The sequence below is a fragment of the Endozoicomonas sp. NE40 genome, from assembly GCF_040549045.1.
GTDB lineage: Bacteria > Pseudomonadota > Gammaproteobacteria > Pseudomonadales > Endozoicomonadaceae > Endozoicomonas_A > Endozoicomonas_A lisbonensis.
On the sequence record NZ_JBEWTB010000003.1, the window covers coordinates 57734 to 75596 of the forward strand.

The window sequence follows — 17863 nt, forward strand, 5'->3', positions numbered from 1 at the left end:
AAAACTCTAAATCAGTGACTCGGGCAGAACACCCTTAATGCGACAGTGGTACTTTTGAAAGGTGTACTGGTGCGCTACCGTACCTATGACTATTTTCTCCGGCAGGGATTCCAGCAGGGGACTTTCCAGATTTTCCCGGTTCCAGGTAATGCTGATTGCCAGCCCGGAACTTAAACCACCCTGACCGTGCAGAAACGCATCCAGCACCGGAACCGGCAGAGTCGCCATGTTGTTCAGCGTCAGCGAACTGGTCAGCCCGGTAAACTCAGCCGGATAACCCTCTGTGCCACTGGACTCAATCAGTCCATCTGCTTTGTGCCAGCCGACATAATGACGGGCAGACTTGTCACGCAACACGTTATGCGCACTGATCTGGCGATATGCGCCCAGCTGGAAACGTTGCCGGTTATCGTTGTAGTGATAGTCAAAGGCAGAATCAGCATTAAACAGATCATCCAGCGGCTTATAAATCAGCTTGCCACGACAATAAAACGCTACACAGCCCTGCTCTTTTGCCATTTTCCTGATCAACCCTGACGGTCGTTTACCCGGCAACAGGTGATAAGGCTCCACGACCGGCGGTTCTGCCGCATCAATGTCAATATCCGGTACTAATTCAGACAGTATTTGCCGTGCCGTCATATCAACAAAAAAGCGGCCCGTATCAGCCGGTTGCTTTAAGGCATTAACGACACTGGAAAGGCAATTCAGCGTTAAAACATCGTCCTCACTGACAGGCGTGCTGAGAATGTCAAAGTCTTCTGTCAGGTGCATATTGTCACTGACATAAGGATCAGCCAGAGTCGCACGAATAACACCACCCTCACTAATGCCAACGTCCTCACGGAAAACGCCCTCGTAATCATTCAGCCGAACAATGAGCTTGGGGCCTGACAGATCAATGGTTTCAATGTAAACCAGACTTTTCAGGAACCCGATATCAAGCTCTTGTTCGCCGTCGTCATCAATGTACGTCAGGCTTTGAACAAATATGGATTCAGCCATGTACGTGACACCCGTCAAAGCAGGGGTCTACAGACAGTTGCCAGCGAATCGAATCAGGTACGGTAACACTCTCGCCGTACAAAACAGGGGCCTGAACTTCGTATTCACATTCAAGGGCAAACAACCGCTGTTCGTTTTTGGGCAAGCTGACAGAAGTCGCCTGAAAGGTTTGTGGGTCAAATATGGTGCAGTCCATCTGCATACGCTCACCCGCCACGTCGTAAGGAACCTGGAACTTATGACCACCCTGCTTGGTGTTGGCGATTTTGAAATACCAAGCCATTGCCATACGCTCAACCGTTGGCTTATCCGGCGCAATAAACACGACTTTATAGGTCAGGTTCATCCTGACCATGCTCAGCATTGTGGCGTTTTCAAGATTTAGATCGTAAACCGTATCACGCAGCACCAGATTACCCGCCTCCGGATCAGCACTCGCCATGGACAGGTCACGGTAATAGTAAACGGCAGGCAAAGTTGCCTGATTGTAATCCCGCTTGCCTTCAGACTCCGCCTGTTTCATGTACGCCTGCAGATTAGCAACGAACTCTTTCGGCTCCAGGAACTCACCCCGGAACACTTTATCCTTGCCATCCCTTTTCATGAATTGCTGAAAGTGCCAGGAACCATGACCGCCATCCACCTCACGGAACGCATCCAGTATGCGAGCACCAAAGGCAAAATCAACGGCGGCCAGTTCTGACACATCGTTTTTGGATTTAATCATTGCGGGTAGCGCCTTTGGGTTTGCGGTTGAAAAGGCGCTTGCCCAGCTGAATAGCCAGTTTGAGTAGTAGCTGTTTTTTCATAAAAAAATACCCTGAGAGCAAAACTGTCAGGGTATCTGGGCTTATGAATAGAAGTTACAAAAATGTTTTTTTAAACCACTGGAGCTTGCTCAGGCTTAACACGCTCAGGGTTTCTGGCACGGATAACACACTGGGGGACTTTCGGCCATACCCAGTCATTTGAATGCGTGTAGTATTGCGGCAACTTCCGAAGATCATCACGGTAGGTCAACAGCTCGAAGAAATCTTTATCCGACAAAAAACGATTAGTTTTCATGATACGGCGCTCATTCTCACGCATCACCATCCAGTCAGTTTCATCCAGATGTTTATCCCGCTGAGCAACCAAACGCTGGTAGCGTTTCTGCTCGTTGTCTGCAACGGGACTAAGTGCAAACTCTTTCTGCTTTTCAAAATCATCCAGTATTGGCTGATAACGAGTATAATTACGAGTTTCCTCCGGCTCTTTATCACCTTTGAAAGTAACAATGCCGGACTCCCCTAGCCATTCAAAAGTAGACACGTTTCCCGGGACATCATATTCACTCAAATCCCAACCAACAGTCACGCCATCAACTGTGACAATATGTTCAACTAAGTCAATAAAGAAGTGCATAAATATACCTCAACTGAAAAACAGTCAAGGTACTGATCAGCTATGCAGGCAACATTTAAAAATAAATTTAAAAGCCGCTACAACGCCATTCACATACTGCGGGTGATCCGCTGTCGCCTTCGAGCCTTTCAATACACTTCATTTCAAGTACCTTTTCAGAAACAATGGAATAGCTGAACTGATCGCTCCCGAAAGGCTTTAGCTCGACTTCGTAATCTGTTGAAAAAAACTTAACGGGTAGGTGGGCTTTTATGGAGTCGCCTATAGCAGTCCCCCAACACTCCTTATAGCCGTCGTTAAACACCTTGAAGTTTGTACCCTCTTCTACAATGTATTGACCTTCTTGAATCGAATCCAAAAGCCTGTGATCAATCGGCAGACACCAATTTTCACCGTCAAAAACTTCTGTTACCGTCCCGTATTCAGAGTTTTTAGGCCTCATGACACCGTATGAAACGCGCCAGTCCTGCAGATCATCACCATCATAAACTCGACTGTCAGTAATCAGCACCTCTGAGTTCATGTGCCTTAGATACCGGCCAGAGTTTTCTCGGGCCTGCTCGTTATCAAGAACACGCTCCCAGTTCTGACCAAGATCATAGCTGATCTCTATATCATCCAAGTCCTTAACAATTGTCCTTTCAGCTAAGAATCGTGCAACACCATAGCCGTCCCAAGTCCCAAGATTAGGATTACGACTCAGCTCAATATCTCTAACCAATTTCATACTTGAAAGTTCCCACACCAGCATACGAGTCCGATCAGAGTACATAACATAACGGTCATTCATACTGAGTGCGCCATGTCCTCTGTAAACCAAACCGCCACCGTCAGAAGGTTGCTCAGGTCTAATCATACGCCAGCCAGAACTCGATCCGGTAGAATTGTATATAAAATGCGTAAATGAAATTACACTCGTACTATCTTGATCCAAAAGGGAAGACCCAAGGATAGCAATTTGGCGATTTTTATAACTGGTAGGATGGATAAATAAATCATCTTGCCTAACATCATCGGGAACATATCGACCAGTCTCAGAACTGCGGGAAACATTACCACTGGAGGATATTGTTAACCTGTAATTTCTGTCCTGAGACATATTTTCCCGTACTTTTTTTGCCAAAACCAAGATGTTGGAATTAGTTGTAAACATAACTACAACGTTTTGGATACCACCTAAACCAAGTGCGTAGTCCCTCCACCGAAACGGTGTTGATTCTAAATCAACATATTTCAAATGCCGACCTTGTTGATAACAAAGAAAATGCTTATGTATGAATACGGGAGAATTAGCATGAGAGCATGTTTCGTTTATATTGTGCAGAGCTTTCGTTCCTGCTGGAAAACTACCTATTTCAGTCCATGTGAGGCCATAGTTCCCTGACCTCTCTACGATGCGAGGAGCGTTGTTTGTAACCCTGTAAAGATAATTCTTATAGCTTACATAATTATAATAAAGCTCCATGCGTGTTCGCTCTCGATGAAAAGTAATTTTTTCACGTTCATCCGTATCTTTCAGAGCAAATTTTGTATGGTGTAGGTCGCCCCTATTCGCTGACGCAGGCTTGTCATAATCAAATGTTGTGCGTACATATACCGAATCGTGGTTATGGTTACTGCTGGCATAACCGCTGTGCGTATGGTCAGTTTTTGAGTACACAGAGTCGTGATTATGACCGCTTGTTGCAAAGCTCGATGCCGCTTTACCATCCAGCTTGGCAGAGTCCGACGCCTGGGCTGTTTTACCCAGATAGTCATTGTCGTGGTTATGGTTACTGCTGGCATAACCGCTGTGCGTATGGTCAGTTTTTGAGTACACAGAGTCGTGATTATGGCCGCTTGTTGCAAAGCTCGATGCCGCTTTACCATCCAGCTTGGCAGAGTCCGACGCCTGGGCTGTTTTACCCAGATAGTCATTGTCGTGGTTATGGTTACTGCTGGCATAACCGCTGTGCGTATGGTCAGTTTTTGAGTACACAGAGTCGTGATTATGGCCGCTTGTTGCAAAGCTCGATGCCGCTTTTCCATCCAGCTTGGCAGAGTCAGACGCCTGGGCTGTTTTACCCAGATAGTCATTGTCGTGGTTATGGTCTTCAGGAGAAGCGCCAATTTCCTCCGAGGATGGCTTATCACCTTCATGGTAGATTTTCCGAAAAGGTTTCCAGAAACCCGGATCAGAACTTGAGTTATGAGCAGAACGCCAGTACAAGCGATGGCTATTACTGTCTCCCAATATTTGAATCATTCTAGTGGTTGAAGAGCCCGCTTTAACAGTCAAAACTGTAGTGTGACTCGTCGGCCATCCGTTATTAGACCCACTCGTAATATTTCCAACAGACAACCCCTGTGGGTAGTCAGCTGCGCTATCTTCTGGTTTTTCTGGCATTTCGTACCAAGGTAGAGCGCCGTTCTCAACTCTCAAATGACCAGAAATTGTATCTCCAGACTTTTTGACCAGATCACTATGTTCGTGTCCCGTATCAGATTTCTTGTTTAACTCTCCCTGAAGACCGTCAACGTCGGCTACTTTCGGCTTATCCAGCGTGCTAAAAAACTTGCCCCAACCTCGCCAGTCACCGTTTTGGTAGTCTTTACTTCTGAACCATACCTCTGTGTTCACGGTCGGTGACAGAATTTGGAACATTCTGGTTCCACCATCGCCAACGGCCTGAAAACCTATGGCACGATTACCAGTTGGGTTGGCCCCTCCATTTGTCCCATCAATAAAACCTCCTCGCTCGGGGGATTCATTGACAGAACCGGCTATCATGCCTCGGGTATTAGTACCGTGGTTAAAATGTCTTGCGTCTTTACCATCGACCTTGCCAGTATCCGCAGCTTTAGCCGTTTTTTGCAGGAACTTATCGTAGACTTCATCTGATGAAATACTGGCCTTATCTTGAACCTTATAGAACTTATCAAGGTCCAGGGAATACACCAGACTATCGCCTTTCTCATAAACTTCGCTGGATTTTGTAGAAGCATTGGCAATGTGGGTTTCTTCGCCCACTGTGCCGCCGATCTGGACGTGCCAGATAGCTGAGTATTCAGGCTTATCCGGATACTTGCCAGAGCTGAGATCAACGCCGCCCAGGTGTTTAAACTGACCGACAATACTGGCATTCAATTCGTCGATTTTATCTAAGGCATCTTCAGCTTTTTCTATGCCTTCTGTACCCTGCTCATAAGCCTGCCTGACGGCGTTAGGGGTTGCTGATTCTGTAGTGCTTTTGCTATCAATTGCGTCGTTTAATTTGCTGACACCGGTCAATTCGGTTGTTGCAGCACGCACCGACAAAGTACGGTCGGCCGTCAGATCACCGCCTCCCTGTAATGGTGCTGTCGTATTGATTTTCCGATCAATTGGAGCCTGCTGGACGTTATCAACGTTACCCAAATCCAACTGTTTTTTATCAAGGTTATGGGGATTGTCCTCGTTACCGTGGTGCGCTTCCACTTCACGAACGAGCGAATCAAATGAGTAGCCTTTTCTGGACACGTTTTAAGCCTGTAGAACGACAATTTAAGCCGAACCTACAGGCGGATAAAACAGGGAGCAGTTAAATTATTTTTTAACCCAGCGTCATAGCCTGGTAACTGTTTAGCGGTTCCAGATAAACCCGAAAGTCAGCGATATGCCCGAAAAATCCGGTAGAGCCGCCACTATTGCCGGAGTAACCGATGGCAATCCTGTTTGGTGTACCCGGGTTAGTATCAGGTGTGACTCTCTCATCTACAAACAAGCCATTAACATACGCTCTTTTGGTGTTTCCTGAGCCATGGGATACCAGAGTGAATGAATTGGTTTCAGTGATATCGTCAACATGGAAGCCACAACCAGAGCTGTCCGTATACCAACGGATATGGTTAACACTGGACGTTGAATTTCTCCTGAGCAGGTTGTAGCTGTAGCCAGGCACACCAAAAAACGCCATTGAATGCCCTTCATAACCAGCCAATAGCGACCCCTTCAGGTGCATGGTGTAACCGTGCGGCGTCCAGTTATTTTCTACGTCAACGTCCAGATAGTCCGGTTGTCTGGTAGCGGCTGTGTCATCGGTTTCAATCAAGGAACTGGCGAACGGCAGAGCTTCCCACTGATGACCGGCACAAGTGAATGAGCTTTCACCATCAGGCTCGCTGTCAGCCCGACCATCGATATACAGCCACACCTCGCCTTTTATGGTTTTAAGTCGTTCAGGGTCAGGCGGTGTGTAGGTGACTGATACCCGTTTCCAGCCTTCAGCCAGATAGTCGAACTTAAACGGCAGATCGCCTCCGGTAATGCGCTCTTCCGTTGCAATATCAATCACAATATCCGCATAAAAAACTGAATCAGAGGCAAACCGGAACCGGTACTCGTTATAGTCATCTTCTTTCACAAACAAACTGCAGGTGATCGCTCCATCTTTCGTGCCTGAAAGGTCTGCCGCCACCGCCCGGTAAAGTCGCTTTGTTCCTTCTGCTTTCGGGGTGACAATGGCGATATTCAAGTCACCAAACTGACCACCTTCCTTGATTTCAACATTGGCAGACTGCCGCCATTCACCGGGCTTATTGCTATAAGCACTGTGGTTGGTGCTGCGCTGTTCCACCAGATAGCCTTTTTTTTCAATACGCAGCTCGTCCACACCTGCCCGTACCGGATAGCCTGATTTATTGACGTAAAACCCCGGACTGTTTCGACGGAACTCTGTCCCTCCAAACCCTTCCCGCAAGTGGTGATCACTGGTCAACGGTAGCCATAGATCAGGGTGCGGAACCGCATAGCGATGGTGGTTATCAACGTGATCCCTGAACTTGTCCGCCGCCTGGTAAAGCTGTTCAAATTCTTTTTCAAAGTCAGCGATTAATGCCTCAACGGCATCAACCAATTCTTGCATGTATTTGGGCAACGGGGGGAGTGAGCCAGCGGGAACTATGCCACCAGCAGAGACAAGATTTTTCAAGTGATGTCCTGTTTATTCATCGGCGTTGCACCGACGTTACAAACAGAGTTACAGGCAGGCTTTTAAAGTTTTTTTTGTCTGGCTCCCTCAGCAACACCAGACAATGACTGTTTAAGCCGTCACTGAGTCATTCAGCAGCTCAGTCAGATGCGCACACAGCAACACCAGATCACCGGTTATCTCTGTTGCGGTATCCAGCTCCGGACGCATTTCTGAGATTTCCGCCTCATTGCTTTCAGCAAGGGACTTTGCCGCTTCAGCCGTGGTTTTAACACCACTCAGACCCGTTGCCGTGGCATAGAAACTTGCCGCCTGACCATTCAGCTTGGCAGAGTCTACAGCCTTGGCAGTAATACCCAGATAATCCGCATCATGGTCGTGGTCATCGTCAGACTTGCTATCCAGCTTATCCTGTAGTCCCGTTACATGACCAATGCTGTGATTATGGGACTTGGCTGCATAGTCGTCGTCATGGTCATGACCCGCAGTAGCGAACGCACTGGCTGATTTACCCTGCAACTTGGCAGAGTCAGCCGCCTGCTCATCCTTTTGCAGGAATTTTTGGTAGACCTCATCCGATGAAATACTGGCTTTATCCTCAACCTTGTAAAACATATCAAGGTCCAGGGAATAAACCAGGCTATCGCCCTTCTCATAGGTTTCACTGGATTTTGTGGACGCATTGGCAACGTGGGTTTCTTCGCCCACTGTACCACCTTCCTGCACATGCCAGATGGCTGAATATTCCGGCTTGTCCGGATACTCACCACTGGAAAGATCAACGCCGCCAAGGTGTTTAAACTGACCGACGATACTGGCATTCAATTCGTCGATTTTGTCTAAGGCATCCTCAGCTTTGCTGTTAACCGTGCGTACCGCTGTGGCAGACGCCGATACTTCCGAGCTGTTGGTGGTTACACTGTCAGTAATATCCCGCTGTGTATCCGTAAACACGGCGTTGGCCGGTACAGACTTCCCAACAGTTTTACCATTCACCGTGTCGGCGTCGTCTGCCGCTGTAGCACGATCCGCTTTCTTTGCGCTCTCAGCCTGAGCAGTAATACCCAGAAAACGGTTATCTGCTTCTGTTTTCGAGTAGGCGCCTACGTCACCGGCACTATGGGAGTGATCCAGCTTTGAATAACGCTCATCGTGGTTATGGATGAATTCATCGTGGGTATGATCCGCATCAGAATAGGCAGATGGCAACTTTCCGCCCAGTTTGGCGGAATCAACTGCTTTTTCATCCTTACCCAGCTTACCGGCAACCGCTGTTGCCAGATCACTGATATTGCTTTCAAAGGCCTTAATGACCTTGCTTACTGCGTCTACAAGCTCCTGGAGATAAGCCGGTAATTCGGGCAAATCGCTCTCTAAGAGTTTGTTTACGAGGTTTTTCTTGCTCATTGACAGCCTTTCCAAGTGTGTCGTTTAAATCAGAGGTAATCTGGACTAAAGCGGTTTCGATGTGTTCAAACTCATCGGTATGAACATCAACCTGTGCCTGTAGCCTTTCTTCCGTCTCCCTCAGTTCCTTGCGGGTTGCGGCGGATTCAATCACCTCCGCAACCCGGTCATCGACGTATTTCGTCGTGGTTAAGTCTTTAAGTTTGGGGGCAGTCATTTGCCAATTGATCACCTTTGCGTTTCAACTCAGCCCATCGATGCCCTACCTGGTGCAGTTCTTCCGATTGCAGAATCAGCTTACGGGCCACACCTAAGCAGGCTTCTGTTTCTGACGCCTGACAGGCTGTAAGCCCTTCAGTAACAACTCCCATTGCCTTAATGATCGCCTGGACCGGATTCAACAGACCGGGAGCCGCTTGCGCCTCCTGCAGAGTGACCAGTAAGCCATTCAGTGCCGTCACCTGCTCTGAAATTTCATTTTTTACTGTGTTAATGGCATCAGCCGTCATGCTTGATTGCTCCAAGTGTTTCAAACAGATTCGTTACCCGCTCAATGTTTTCAGACGCCGCTATAGCCTGGTTGTTTAGCGTCTCTTCATTGAGCAGGTCATCAAGGGATTTTTCAGGGACTTCAGTCGGGGTATCCACGCTGGAATCAGCGATAGCCTGAGCGGCTTTTCTCAGCTGTGGCTCGTGGTCATACAAATCAATGTCCGTTGGCATTTCTGCATCGGAGTGCTTCAGATCATGGACAAAATCAGCCATGACCGAATACTTACGACTACCGGCAATTGCCTGCTTGTTAAGGGTGTCTTCGTCAAGGTCATCATCCATGCTGATCATCGGTGTAGGTTCCCGCATGATGTCCAGGGCATCATCGGACGGCACTGCGTCCACCAGCTTCGCCAGCTGATCTTTCAGACCTTGCCCTAATGGTTTCGGTGTCCAGGTTGGCATTCCATCCTCATCGTAAATAACGTCGGGTAGCGTATCGATCCCCTGCGCAAACGGCATCAGAACATGCACTGATCCCGCCTGACCGTTAGCGCCAACGGGTTCCGATTTCAGCACGTACAGCAAGGTCACTTTTACCCGGTCTGCAGATACCTGCTCTTCAAACCAGACGACACTTTGTTCCGGTACATTGGGTTCTTTCAGCACAATGGATACCGGTTCGTCCATGTGATCCAGTTCCCCGAAGCCATAAGCCAGTGATAGCCCAGGGTGATCGTTAGGCAGCATTATCGCTCTGGACACTACCGGGTCAGCAAAGGAAATAGTTTTTTCTCTCGCTTCCAGGTTGCCTACCGGGTCAGGCATATCAACCGTTGATTCTGTGTCGTCTATCTGGGCCTTGAATACCAGCAGGTCAAAGCCTGTAGGCGCCTGGTCAATGATCTTTACCAGGTCTTCCGCTACCTGGTTCGTGACGGGTAAATGGTTTCTGGCAGTAATCGCCATGCTTACAACTCCTGAGCCAGTTTTTTCACGGCGGCTACGCTCATGTTGTTGATGTCCGCCACTTTGGCGTAAACCGTTGAGGCCGGCATGTTATACATACGGGCAAACTCCAGCTGATTCTTAAGGTCTGATTTAATGGCAGCGGTTTTACTGGGCTGTTTGGATCGCACCGCCTTCTGGGCCTTGTGTTTCTGGACAGCCGATTTAGCTTTACGAGCCATAGCATCAGCCTCTTTCTGCAGGGCCTTTTCACGTCGGGCAACTTCCCGCTCTTTTTTCCGGATCGCTTTATCCCGTTGATCCAGCTCTTTCGCTCGTTTCTTCAGAGACGCCCGTTTTTCGTTTGTGAGCTTACGAAACTCTTTTTTGGAGTCTTTACCCAGTTGAGCCAGAAAACGCTTCTGTACCTGCTCCATTTGCTTCAGGGTGGCTTTTGCTTTCTCCTGGTTGATCTGTCCAGGGCGAGCACGGTCGAGCTTTTTTAAATCCTTTTTGGTCAGATACTTAGTGCGTGAATCCGAACCAAAGCCAACCTGTTCCGCCTGGCGTTTCATTTCATTGGATAAAACGGCCTGGACAGTCGGGGACATCAACGCTTTGAAGGTCTTTAAAACATGCTTGCAGCAACAGCCAACGCCTTGAGGGTTGCGTATTTTGGGAAAGTCTTTCTCAAAAGGTCTTAATGAAAAGCCGCCGACGTTCGCAATGTATCGATACCAGTACTGGTGACGACCACAACTGCAGTCGAACTTAACCGCTCCCTGACAGGCTTTTTTGACCGCTGACAGTGGTGTCCGCATCCCGGTCATTGCCTGATTCCACCACATCAGCTGTACCCGTACCTGGTGCCAGTCGGCGTCGTATTTTTGCGAGGCGGTGACGACAAAGGTCAGGGTATCGCCGTGTACCCGGTATACTCTGGCAGACTTGATCTCTTCATTGGCTCTTTCAATATCAACCGGCAGGGAAGCGGCCACCAGCTGAGGCATCGTGACGCCGACGTGTTTGTTATATTGCCGCTCTAACCGTTGGCGGGTTTTAGAGAAGGCTTTGAGGTCATCAACCGTGAAGGGCTCGCCGGTTTCTTTCTGACCTATGACGACTTCAAGGTTGGCCGGCAGCTTGCCTGACCGGATAGCGTTACGGATCGTCCCCGGCGACAGTGTACGCTGTGCTTCCCGTCTTTCGGCGTTCGCCAGCTTGCGAAGTTCCGTAAAGTGTTTATTGACCTTTTTGAAGTCCAGCCCTTCAAAGGGATTCTTCCCTGACGCCTGACCGGGTAACTCTATCTCAGCCATGCGTTACCCCTTTGCCAGCAGTCGGAAAAAACTGGGCAAGCCGGAGCGGGTTGTCCGGGGCTTTTCTTGATCGATCCTGATGGTGTGCCTGACGGTGCGCACTGGTGCAGGTGGCTCCAGAACTTCCGGCGTCACCACGTCGGCTCTGGTGACAATAGCGCCGTCTTCATCACTCAGCTCTGACCAGTATTTCACTCTCTGCCGCAACCACACGACAGGCGGCAACGGTATGGCAATACCCGGCGCCAGGCTTTGCCGGTAATCATCCAGCCCGGCAGCGACAGCAACAACGGACTTGAACCGGACACTCCCGTAGTAGCGTTGGGCTATCAGGTCAGGTCGCAGAACCTCATCAATGGACACCTCCCATCGATCCCAGTCGTCTAACGGCCGGCGTATTTCGGCATACAAGCCGCTACGGTACAGCGGGTCAGCAATATTCAACGGGTCTATCTTGGCAATGGCCTGCATCACTGAAAGCCCCCGTTTGCGTTGCGGGACGCTATCACGGCTTCAATGGTGCGCAGTGGTTTCGGCTTATCCGGTGTACCGCCAATGTATTTAAAAAACTCCTGCAGGTACTCGTCGGTTGGCGGATTGAAAAACTGTGCAGCCAGTACGGCCAGTAACATTGACCGATGGTAGCCAGAGAACCGGTCTGGTTCGATGTCATAGCGGTTACGGCCTTTCTCGTCCTGCTCCACGTTGACGACGTTGCCCGTTAACAAGTGACGTTCCAGCCCGGACGCTACCACCAAATTACCGTGACGATTACCGGACGTGTCGCCCATGGCGGTCAGGGAGTAGTACAGGTCAAAGGCGATGTTTTGATAGGTGCGCTTCTCTTCCGGGTCGATATCGTCAAACAAGACTTGAGAGCCGTACTGGGAAAAGAACGCTGTTCCCCTTTCCTCTACAAGGACGATAAAGCCGCTCTCAGCGTTTTTTTTGCATTCCTGCTCTAACGGCTTGCGCCAAGTGCCAAAAAGCCCTGAGACGGCTTCCATGGACTGTATAACCAGTGCCTCGCCATTATACGCAGCCATACACTTGACCCGCTGTGACCCTAACAGCGAGACAGTGAATATTTTCTTGATGGATGGATCAGACATACACTGCCCACTAATTTTGAATCAGCGGCTACCGTATGCCCGTATCTCGGCATTGACTGTTAAATAAAAAATTTATGGATAAACCCAGTGGTCAGCTCTGCCTGCAGGCATCCCATCGCCAGAGCCACCAGGGCAAACCGTTTATTGAAAAACGTTCGTCTCGGGTAGCCCAGGGTAACAACCAGCATGGAAGTCAGCAGGGAGTATTGCAGGACTCCCAGAAAGTTAATCGCCTGACTGGGTAGCACGCTCCGCCTCCTGAAGGTTTTGCCAGACGGTTTCCAGTTCCGGACCAGGCAGAGTCATCCAGGTCTGAAAGGATTCCTGCCCGTAGGCCTGAGCAATCAACTGTCGTATAGCTTTCGGTTCAATCCTGCCGAAAAGTACCTGCTTCAAAGCATCCAGTAACTCGGGAGCCATCCGGATTAACTGACTGTTGGCGTCTGCTCTGCCGTCAGTGTGGCTGTAGTACGGGTTGTTATGGACTCTGCCAATAGCGGGATCGTAGTAGTTGCCTGGCACTGATTCACCGGCAACCGGAGCAACCTTCAGTTCGGCTGAGCTGTTTGTATCTTCATCGGGGTGAATGCCCCAGGGTGCGGGGGTAGGTGGTGTTGGTATCACAGGTAGCTCCAGACAAAAAACTGAAGCTAACCGGGATTAGTAGCTGATTCTCGTAAAGGTTTTTTTTGGCTCGTGCTCAACAAAATAATTATCTAAAGGTGGAAAGATTTGGGGTAAAACGTAGAAAGATCGATGGTGTTTTCCACCTTAATGTCTACAGATTACCTTTAAAGCTCTACATTATTTGTCAAAAGTAGAGCTTTTCTTTGAGAAAATGGCGAATTTAGTCAAGATGGTCTGCCAATACACAAGACGAACAGGTTTTTTGTAGACCTTTCAACAAACCGATAATAAAGCCCTATCCACAGCCTTATCCCCTGAAATTGTGGATAAGTTGTAACCGACTTATATATGTTCGCCTGCTACAAACTGAAAACAATGTATAGCCCTAAGTGTTGGCTCTATATGTATATCCAAAAACTTGAACCAACAAACTGACAGAGTCGTCCTGTTTGTTCTTGTTTTTCTTGTTTTTCCTGTTTTTCCTGTTTTACCCTTCCCTACAGCCCTTGCTATCCGTGGGCTGTAGGGATTAAATGCAGGTGACTATGTCACTTAAAGCAGGTGACTATGTCACTTAAAGCAGGTGACTATGTCACTTAAAGCAGGTGACTATGTCACTTAAAGCAGGTGACTATGTCACTTTCATTAAAAAAACAGTAGGAAACAACGAGTATTTTTATTATTCTCGTTGTTTAGAGGATTTTTACACGGTATAACTGGGATGTCTGAAATAAATACGGATGATTTAGTCGTCAAAAGCAATGAGCTTATAGAAGGACACTACAGGCTGTCCGCTGCCTCTCAGAAAATCGCAGCGGCGTTGATAAGCAAAGTAGACCCAAGAGGGAAAGGCCCTCTTCCTGAGTTTCAATTTTCTATACCTGAGTATGCGAAGTTCTTCGGGTTAACGGAATCCGTTGCTTATAGAATGATCAATAAAACGACTCTTGAGCTAAAAAAAATAACAATCACGCTCAGAAAAAGAAACAGTATGGATTTCTTACACGCAGGGCTTTTTTCTTATTGTCATTATTCTGAAAAAGACAGAGTCGTTGGTTTTAAATTTGAGCCCTTGATGGAAGCTCATATAAGGGATTTTGCACAAAATTTTACCCAATATCAGGTTAAACAAATCCGCAATATTAAGTCAGGTCACGCTATAAGGCTTTATGAGCTTTTAAGAAAGTCACACCCGATGTCGGCAAATAATGGGCAAAGTTTTCTTACCGTTGACCTTGATGAACTAAAAAGAATACTTGGCATTGATCCCAAACACTATTCAAGATTTTTCGATTTCAAAAAAACAATTCTTATCCATAGTCAGGATGAAATGAAAGAGAAAACTGATTTGTGCTTTGATTTTGAAGCCATTAGGGTTGGTCGGAAAGTAGGAAAAATAAAGTTTGCCATTAAGCATAATCGCTCTTTTAAAGGGGTGGTAGAGAGTCATGATGTGACACCCTTAGAGCTGACACTGGAAGATCAGCTTAAAGCATATTTTCCTAATAACATTCTTACGCTGGTTCAAAATGAGTTCGACAATGATCGTATTGAACGTAACCTGAAATACGTTCAGGAACAGCAAGCTATGGGAAGCGTAGAGATTAATCACCCTGGAAAGTATCTACTTAAAGCTATCAAGGATGATTACGCTAAGCCTCCAGAGTCGAAAAGCACTATTGATCGGCTTCTTGATACAAGCTGGGATATTGATGGTGACTAGAGATTACCTGTTAATGACTAGTTTTGAATCATTAAACTAGTCATTAACAGGGCATATAAAAGAAATTGTCATAAAAATTAATCAACCAGACTGCCATCGAAGAAAGGCCGCTACATGGTGAGGATAACCCCGGCGAATCTTCTCCAGTTCCGGGGCATCTGCCATCTTCATCAGGTCAAACAGTGCCGACATAAAACCGAGTTCTCCCCGCTGCCAACGCTCAATGTAGACATCAATAATCAGCTCTATGCGCTGATCGACGATACTGGTGGTCATGGTACTGCTCCGGCAAAAATGACCACTGTAATGACTACTGTAAGGTGAGATAATTGATATTGTCCGCCAGAATGGGAACCACATCACTATTGAACCCGCCTTGGTTAGTGGCTTCTGCCGGAAAATGCCCCTAGAAAACCAAACGCTTAAGGTTCCTTTTTCTTTGGCTTTTTCCTGGCTTCCTTCAGTTCAGCTTTTGCCTGGTTCAGTTCTGCCCGGGTAGTGTCCAGCTCCTTAAGCGTTGCCTGGTAGGCTTCATCGTGCGTCGCTTTCTGCCGTTCCAGCTCTTTCATCTGCTCCGCAATGGTGGCGTGGTCGGCGGTCAGGGTAGAGAGCTGCTTGGCTTGGGATCGGTTCAGGGCTTCAGACTTCTGTAGCGACCCTTTGGTGCTTTTCAGCTCGGTTTCAGCACTGGCCTGTTGCTTCTCCAGAACGTTAATTTCCTTCAGGTAGTCACGCTCCCTGTCGGTCCAGGCTGTTTTATCCTCTTCCAGGCTGGTGATTTTGCCCTGTAGTTCTGTTTTCTGGGCTTCCAGTTCATCGCAGCGTTCACCCCTCCGGGTCAGTTTGTCCTCCAGCTCAGCAATAACAGCGGCACGCTCTGACAGATTGATGTTCAGCTGGCTGACCTGCTCTGACAGCGTTGTCCGGGCGGTTTCAGCGTCTTTCAGAGCCGCCTGCTGTTGGCGCAGCTCGGTCGTGCGGGTATTCAGTTGTGTTTTGAGGTGTTCAACCTGATTTTGTTCTGCCTGGTAGGAGTCGTTTAACTGCCGATAATGCTCTTTAGCGCTTTTTATCCGTTCTTCCAGCGATGCCAGTTTGCCTACCGCCTCAAACTTGTATTCGGTCAGGGTCTTTATTTGTTCTGCCTGGTTGCTATTGGTCGTGGTCAGGTCATTGACCTTGGCCTGCAGCTCATCCTTTTCTATGCGGATCGTGGATATCAGCTCTTCGTCCAAAGTCTTATCCTGACGGGCTTTTTCTTCTACGGCCTCAACTTTGTGGCTGGCTTCCCGCTCGGCATCGGCCCAGTATTCCTGGAGAATGCGATCACCCAACCGCTTCAGGTTTTCAGGCACAGCGATATGCTGCACCTGCTTCAGCTTCTTCTCCCGGCGATAGTCACGCACCACGAAACCAATATCGGTCAGGGAGCCATAGCCGACGTATTTGCGAATATCCTGGTGAGTGAAGGTGATGCCCTCCATATCGAACTTTTCGCACGCCTCCCAGGCCTTATGCCGGAATGCGTCTTTGGCTTCCCGGCGCTTACGCTCTATGGGGCTTTCCTGGATACTGATTTCTTTGCTTTCACTCATGTTTGCCAACCGTTTTTATTGCTTCATTAGTGGTTTGCGCCCTGAAGTCCGTAGTTATTACGGATCAAGACATACCGTGTTTGTTGTTAGTCTCTACGGCGCTTATACGCAACTCGCAGAGTGTATTCGTGCATCAGGGCAACCCGTTTACGTGTTTGATACGGTGCGGCAAGCTGGTCGCCCTGAGTTGTCGCTTTGTTCGTGTATAGTCGTGGTCAGTACGGGGAATGCGGACAAGCCTGGCTGACAGTGTTTATTTTGCATCTCAAATAAATGAATGAACACTGGGCTATGTCAGCCAGGCTTTTCCCTATTCTCAGGCTGCTTGCTTTGCCTGCCTTTTCTTAAAATCCCGTTTTTTTAAATCCAACGCATTCAATACCCGATATAGATTCTGGCGAGTCCATTTATATCGTCCTCTGGCTGTTGGTACGCCTGACTCATTCAGAGCATCAACTATGTCATTAACCCGGAAGTCCGCCTTCAGATAACGCTCCAGTATCGGGCGTAGTGATGCCAGCCACTTACGGGAACGCTCCTGACACTTCTGCACCCCGGCATAGACCTTTTTATTGTGTGTCCCCAGTGGTACGCCTTTTTGCTTAAGAACGTCCAGGGCGAAGATAGTACGCTTTGAGATTTGTTCGACTTCTTCCTCTGCCACAACCGCCCTGATGTTGAATTCCAGCCGGGAGACGTTGGGCATTTCCATGATATACATCTGCACGCCAGAGTCCCGCACGCCGGTCAGAAAGTGGACGTTACGGCCCAGACGATCCAGCTTGTAAACAATCAGTACCGCCCGGCCCTTGCCGTTCGGGTCAAGCTCTTTGGCAAGGTCCAGGGCGGCCAGTACTTGCGTCCTGAATTTGGTGCGGGAGCCCTTACCGGATTCGATGTCTACAAACTCCTGGTAAACCTCCCAGCCTTTTTCTTCACACAGGGCGGCCACTGCCCTTTGCTGGCCTTCCAGGCTAAGCCCTGACTCCTCCTGTTTTGAGGTACTGACCCGATAATAGGGTATGGCGTAAATGGGTTCACTCATGGTCAATCCTTAAGGGCCACCCGAAGGCGACCGTATTTCTCTCTCGGTTATGCGTCTAAGAGCATCAATAGGGGCTTGGCCTGCAAAACCGCTTTTACGTTGAGTTTTCTCAAAACTCATACAGATAGGCGGAATTGAGAAAATGCATTTGAGATGGGTTTTCGAGAACCTGAAGCCCAGTGTTTTCGGGGCTTAGGATGCAGTGAAAGACGCTATCTCAAACGTTGGGAATCGAGA

18 protein-coding genes are annotated in these 17863 nt (G+C 48.4%); 1 reads left to right on the forward strand and 17 read right to left on the reverse strand.

What is annotated here, in order from left to right; translation table 11 throughout:
• Positions 1 to 6: 6 nt before the first annotated feature.
• The 14 genes from V5J35_RS24060 to V5J35_RS24125 all read right to left on the reverse strand — a co-directional run bounded on the left by V5J35_RS24060 (position 7) and on the right by V5J35_RS24125 (position 13260).
• Positions 7 to 1005, reverse strand: a complete 999-nt coding sequence (locus tag V5J35_RS24060; RefSeq protein ID WP_354011435.1) for a hypothetical protein — start codon at positions 1003 to 1005, stop codon at positions 7 to 9.
• A complete protein-coding gene (locus tag V5J35_RS24065; RefSeq protein WP_354011434.1) occupies positions 998 to 1732 on the reverse strand; it encodes a hypothetical protein in 735 nt (244 codons plus the stop codon). Before V5J35_RS24065 ends, V5J35_RS24060 begins: the two co-directional genes overlap by 8 nt.
• Before the next feature lie 152 nt (positions 1733 to 1884).
• Positions 1885 to 2409: a tail fiber assembly protein gene (locus V5J35_RS24070; RefSeq protein ID WP_354011433.1), complete on the reverse strand. Its 525-nt coding sequence runs from the start codon at positions 2407 to 2409 to the stop codon at positions 1885 to 1887.
• Positions 2410 to 2476: 67 nt separating this feature from the next.
• Positions 2477 to 5908 carry a tail fiber protein gene (locus V5J35_RS24075; protein ID WP_354011432.1) on the reverse strand — a complete coding sequence of 1144 codons (3432 nt, stop codon included), beginning with the start codon at positions 5906 to 5908 and terminating at the stop codon, positions 2477 to 2479.
• A gap of 73 nt (positions 5909 to 5981) precedes the next feature.
• On the reverse strand, positions 5982 to 7292 hold the full coding sequence (locus tag V5J35_RS24080; protein WP_354011431.1) for a phage head spike fiber domain-containing protein: 1311 nt from the start codon (positions 7290 to 7292) through the stop codon (positions 5982 to 5984).
• 177 nt (positions 7293 to 7469) lie between these two features.
• Entirely contained in the window at positions 7470 to 8723 is a 1254-nt protein-coding gene (locus tag V5J35_RS24085; protein ID WP_354011430.1) for a hypothetical protein, read from the reverse strand.
• The gene (locus V5J35_RS24090; protein ID WP_354011429.1) at positions 8665 to 8982 is read right to left on the reverse strand and encodes a hypothetical protein; all 318 of its coding nucleotides are present in this window, start codon (positions 8980 to 8982) and stop codon (positions 8665 to 8667) included. Before V5J35_RS24090 ends, V5J35_RS24085 begins: the two co-directional genes overlap by 59 nt.
• Positions 8963 to 9274, reverse strand: coding sequence for a hypothetical protein (locus V5J35_RS24095; protein WP_354011428.1), 312 nt, complete (start codon positions 9272 to 9274; stop codon positions 8963 to 8965). The genes V5J35_RS24090 and V5J35_RS24095 overlap by 20 nt, the downstream gene beginning before the upstream one ends.
• The gene (locus V5J35_RS24100; RefSeq protein ID WP_354011427.1) at positions 9264 to 10226 is read right to left on the reverse strand and encodes a hypothetical protein; all 963 of its coding nucleotides are present in this window, start codon (positions 10224 to 10226) and stop codon (positions 9264 to 9266) included. Before V5J35_RS24100 ends, V5J35_RS24095 begins: the two co-directional genes overlap by 11 nt.
• 2 nt (positions 10227 to 10228) lie before the next feature.
• Positions 10229 to 11524: a hypothetical protein gene (locus V5J35_RS24105; protein WP_354011426.1), complete on the reverse strand. Its 1296-nt coding sequence runs from the start codon at positions 11522 to 11524 to the stop codon at positions 10229 to 10231.
• 3 nt (positions 11525 to 11527) lie between these two features.
• The gene (locus tag V5J35_RS24110) at positions 11528 to 11998 is read right to left on the reverse strand and encodes a hypothetical protein (protein WP_354011425.1); all 471 of its coding nucleotides are present in this window, start codon (positions 11996 to 11998) and stop codon (positions 11528 to 11530) included.
• Positions 11995 to 12570, reverse strand: a complete 576-nt coding sequence (locus tag V5J35_RS24115; RefSeq protein WP_354011424.1) for a hypothetical protein — start codon at positions 12568 to 12570, stop codon at positions 11995 to 11997. The genes V5J35_RS24110 and V5J35_RS24115 overlap by 4 nt, the downstream gene beginning before the upstream one ends.
• Before the next feature lie 125 nt (positions 12571 to 12695).
• Positions 12696 to 12884: a hypothetical protein gene (locus V5J35_RS24120; protein ID WP_354011423.1), complete on the reverse strand. Its 189-nt coding sequence runs from the start codon at positions 12882 to 12884 to the stop codon at positions 12696 to 12698.
• The gene (locus V5J35_RS24125) at positions 12862 to 13260 is read right to left on the reverse strand and encodes a hypothetical protein (RefSeq protein ID WP_354011422.1); all 399 of its coding nucleotides are present in this window, start codon (positions 13258 to 13260) and stop codon (positions 12862 to 12864) included. The genes V5J35_RS24120 and V5J35_RS24125 overlap by 23 nt, the downstream gene beginning before the upstream one ends.
• 724 nt (positions 13261 to 13984) lie before the next feature.
• Between V5J35_RS24125 and V5J35_RS24130 the strand changes: the two genes are divergently transcribed.
• Positions 13985 to 14986, forward strand: a complete 1002-nt coding sequence (locus tag V5J35_RS24130) for a replication initiation protein (protein WP_354011421.1) — start codon at positions 13985 to 13987, stop codon at positions 14984 to 14986.
• Positions 14987 to 15067: 81 nt separating this feature from the next.
• Here the strand turns inward: V5J35_RS24130 and V5J35_RS24135 are convergent, their stop codons facing one another.
• The 3 genes from V5J35_RS24135 to V5J35_RS24145 all read right to left on the reverse strand — a co-directional run bounded on the left by V5J35_RS24135 (position 15068) and on the right by V5J35_RS24145 (position 17626).
• A complete protein-coding gene (locus V5J35_RS24135; protein WP_354011420.1) occupies positions 15068 to 15262 on the reverse strand; it encodes a hypothetical protein in 195 nt (64 codons plus the stop codon).
• Positions 15263 to 15408: 146 nt separating this feature from the next.
• Positions 15409 to 16581: a DNA-binding protein gene (locus V5J35_RS24140; RefSeq protein WP_354011419.1), complete on the reverse strand. Its 1173-nt coding sequence runs from the start codon at positions 16579 to 16581 to the stop codon at positions 15409 to 15411.
• A gap of 316 nt (positions 16582 to 16897) precedes the next feature.
• A complete protein-coding gene (locus V5J35_RS24145; RefSeq protein ID WP_354011418.1) occupies positions 16898 to 17626 on the reverse strand; it encodes a recombinase family protein in 729 nt (242 codons plus the stop codon).
• Positions 17627 to 17863 lie beyond the last annotated feature (237 nt).